Here is a 3,782-nt window from a genome sequence, read left to right on the forward strand (position 1 = left end):
TGGAGGGTAGAATCGGTCATGGCGTATCCACTCTTGTTGGTTGAGATCTTGGTCGTGATCAATCAACAGGATACGCCACCCTTCCTACTTCCTCCCATACACCAGAAGTCACCATAGCTCCATGACTAACATCATCGACTTTAAGGCGGAGAATCACCTGAGTGCGGAGGCGCAGTTGAATGCGTTTCTTGAGTGGGCGAAAGCGACCCTCCCAAAGGGTATTCCTGATAGGGTGCACGCCAGTATTCTTTGGGAAGACGAGAGCTGGCATCTCCACGGCTTTGTAAGCTGTGCTTTCACGATTCTGGGATCGACCCGTATTGCCCCAGTAAAGATGCAGCCCCCCTTCACAGACTTTGCCAAGGCAGTCTTGGTGTACCGCCGTGTCTATCAAACAAAAAATAGCGTAAAGGACTCTCTCTCTGCTATGAGAGCCCTTGAGGTCGCACTGCTCGAGTTGACCGGTACGCGTGATGTGACGCTGGTTTCAGCGGCGATATGCAACCGAGCCTGTGAGCACATGAAAACTCACTGGAAAGTAGGCAATACCGCATACCGCGTCGGTAAGGAGCTTGAGAAAATCATCTCCCTGATGCGGGACAAAAAAATGCTCAAGACAAATTTTAGCTGGACTTCTCCGCTTAAACTGAAGCCCCGTCGCACGCTCAAACAGTTAAAAGCGGATCGTGAGCATAAGCTTCCCAGTCCTGAAGTGATAAAAGCCCTGGGGGAGATTTTTAATAACGATCTTACCAGCTCAATAGACATTGTCGTGACATCGGCATGCGCTCTTTTGCTCAGTACGCCTAGCCGTATTGGTGAGTTGGCAGATGTTGAGCAGGACTGCGTCGTGTTCAAAGAGGACACTAGAGGCAAGCAACGGATGTTCTTGCGCTGGTACGCTGAAAAAATAAATAAGCCAATGCTGAAACCCGTGGTTAAGCCTGAGATGGAGCCGGTCGTCGAGCGTGCAATTGCGTTGCTGAAATCGGTCACCGATGAAGGTCGGGCTCACGCGGCATTTCTGGAAGATTATCCCGATCAATTTCCACCGCACGAAGAGCTGCCACAAAAGGACCTTGATGATCCGCTTACCTACGCAGAAGTGTGTGCAGCGCTCAAAATTTCGATCCGAGGAGACCATAGCCCGCGAGTTAGCTTCAGATTCGCCTATTTGCAGAACTTTGAGAAGCGAAAGGCGATCAGCCCAGCCGCAAGGTCGTTATTGGGCGAGATACGCGACGGGTGGGATACTAGTCAGGGAAAGCGAATCTTTGCGAAGGGTAAGATGGGAATTCTGCGCTTCGAGTTTAACGACAGGTGTGTAATTACGTTACGCAAGCTAAATATTTTGGTGCGCGAAAAGTACCTATCTAAACATTTTCCTTACACCACGCCCTACACCGAAGGCAAAGCGCGTGTGAAGTACCGTGATGCGTTGTTCACTGTGCGCACAGGGGCACTGCCTGTTGAAAATGTTAACACGAGCATGCCAAAAGGTTTTGGCGTGGAAATCGCTGCTAGCCAATCACGTATGGTCGCCCAGTTGTCAGTCAGATCAAACAGGTTCGTAAGAAGCATATTTGAGCGCCATGGTTACCCAGCTTTTAAGGTAAATACGCACTCTTTTCGTCGAGCTGAACACAGAAATGAATAGAGCAGGCATGTCACAGTTCCTGATTGACGCATTTTCCGGGCGCACGACAATGGGCTCTGTCTACAACCATGAGACAGTCGAGGAGCGTACCCAAAGGGTTGCGCACCATCACCCAAAAACGAAGTATAGCAACGCGGCTCAGCGGCTGGAAAAGGTCAAAACAAATCAACCTTTAAGACTCAGTGATGTGACTGATCTCCATGAGGGGGATCAGGATCTAGTCATTCATCAGACACACGTTGGGATCTGTGTACACAACTTTGCCTCCGATCCCTGCCCGAAAATGGGGGCTTGTTTGACCTGCGGGAAGCTCGGTTGTGTGAAGGGTGATGATGTGAAGCTCGCAAACCTCAAAGAAGAACGCAAGGACCTTAAACGCCGCTACGACAAAGCGCGTGATGCGCAATCTCGCGATATTTTTGGGGCATCAGAATGGGCCAAAAAAGTGGGTATGGATCTTTATAAGTGTGACGCGCTGATCCAAACCCTGGAGAGCCCTGAACTCGAAAACGGCGACATCGTGTGGAACGTCGATAATGGTTGGACGCTGACAAACAATGCCGCCGCAATGGCAGGGCTAATCGATGCCAAAGGTATAGAAGCGCAAAATGAGCAACTGCTGTCATTAGATGATTTGTCAGCAATGCTAGACGAGATTGAGGTATAGCAATGGGGCATTTAACGAAGAAAGACGAAGCGCGCATCATCAAGCTAATTGAAGAGTGGTCGGAGCCAAAGCTGACTTGGCCTCTACTCGTTGAAGCATGCAAAGAAAAATTGGGTATCAGTCGTGCCCGCCAGTCTCTGATGAAGCTACCTGCCGTTGATATGGCGATGAAGAATCGCAAGGCCGCATTGAAGGCTCCGAAAGAAAAACCAGGATGGATTGACGATATTAGTGAAGCGAACGAGCGCATTGAACAACTGACTGAGAAGAACCAAAAGCTTATGTATGCTCTTCGGGAGATGCATGCGCGATTCTTAATATGGCAGGCAAACGCTGGTATGCGTGGAGTAACGCAATCGATGCTTGAGGAGCCAGTGCTTCAGCTCCAGAAAAAATAAATTGAGCGTTCATAAAGCTATACTTTGTGGACACCATGGCCAAGCTCCTAAATGCCAACCTTCTTGGTGTCCAAAAACCTTGCCTGTTAATTTCTTGACATGATGTATAGAAACCTTATTCTGTTTATGAACAGTATGAGGTTTGAGGAGTTTATGTCGGGAAAGCACGTTGGATACATTCGCGTCTCAACGGTCGGTCAGAATAGTGACCGTCAGCTTGATGGCGTCCGGCTAGACAAGGTGTTCGAAGAGAAAGTGTCTGGCAGAAATGCCGGTTCACGAGAAGTGCTCAATCACTGCCTCAATTATCTCAGAGAGCACGACACTCTGCATGTCCACAGCATTGACAGGCTCGCTCGCAACATGTCTGACCTGCTCTCGATTGTTGATGATCTAGTAAAGCGTGATGTTACCGTCAAGTTTTACTCTGAGGGATTAACGTTCGCCCCGCAGACAGATGATCCCATGGCGTCGTTGATGCTGCACATGCTTGGCGCATTTGCCGAATTTGAACGGTCGCTTATCGGCCAGCGGCGGAAAGAAGGGCTAGAAGCTGCCAGGAAGCGCGGAAAGCAGATTGGTCGGCGGAAATCGTTATCTGATGAGGATCTTTCGGAAATTGCTCAGAAGCTCTCTAAGGGGGTCTCTAAGAGCGATTTGGCAAAAGAATATGGCGTTTCCCGCACAACGCTATATGCAGCTTTGAACAAGTCTCAGGAGGCGTAATGGCGAGCCCACAAGAGCAGGGTCAAATCTATCTTGAAAGATTTCGAGAATGGGTTAAGTCCATGTCCGATGATGATTTTCGCCAGATCGTATACTCCCCAAAGGGCATCCTGAATAGACAGCAAATCAAAAAGCTTGCAGGCCTGTCAGACCAGGCGATCAAAAAAAATGAAAATGTAAAAGCCGAACTGCAAGATCTGGAGAATAGGCTGCGCGGTGATTTTCAACCCAGTTGTCCAAATAGCTGCGCTTAAGCAGCCTGTTTATTACGCTCGATTTCTTGCACTTTCCCGGGGTTGAGCGACACCGGACCGGTTACCTCCCAGTTTCGGGT

General features: G+C 49.3%; 5 protein-coding genes. All 5 read left to right on the forward strand.

What is annotated here, in order from left to right:
- Positions 1-121: 121 nt before the first annotated feature.
- The gene (locus DU506_RS20720; RefSeq protein ID WP_220254492.1) at positions 122-1,657 is read left to right on the forward strand and encodes a hypothetical protein; all 1,536 of its coding nucleotides are present in this window, start codon (positions 122-124) and stop codon (positions 1,655-1,657) included.
- Positions 1,658-1,664: 7 nt separating this feature from the next.
- A complete protein-coding gene (locus tag DU506_RS22050) occupies positions 1,665-2,324 on the forward strand; it encodes a hypothetical protein (protein ID WP_220254493.1) in 660 nt (219 codons plus the stop codon).
- A gap of 2 nt (positions 2,325-2,326) precedes the next feature.
- Positions 2,327-2,722, forward strand: a complete 396-nt coding sequence (locus tag DU506_RS20725) for a hypothetical protein (RefSeq protein ID WP_114488734.1) — start codon at positions 2,327-2,329, stop codon at positions 2,720-2,722.
- Positions 2,723-2,875: 153 nt separating this feature from the next.
- On the forward strand, positions 2,876-3,448 hold the full coding sequence (locus tag DU506_RS20730) for a recombinase family protein (RefSeq protein ID WP_114488736.1): 573 nt from the start codon (positions 2,876-2,878) through the stop codon (positions 3,446-3,448).
- Positions 3,448-3,702, forward strand: a complete 255-nt coding sequence (locus DU506_RS20735) for a hypothetical protein (protein ID WP_114488735.1) — start codon at positions 3,448-3,450, stop codon at positions 3,700-3,702. Before DU506_RS20730 ends, DU506_RS20735 begins: the two co-directional genes overlap by 1 nt.
- Positions 3,703-3,782: the final 80 nt, after the last annotated feature.

The sequence above is a fragment of the Vreelandella rituensis genome (assembly GCF_003336665.1).
GTDB classification, from domain to species: domain Bacteria; phylum Pseudomonadota; class Gammaproteobacteria; order Pseudomonadales; family Halomonadaceae; genus Vreelandella; species Vreelandella rituensis.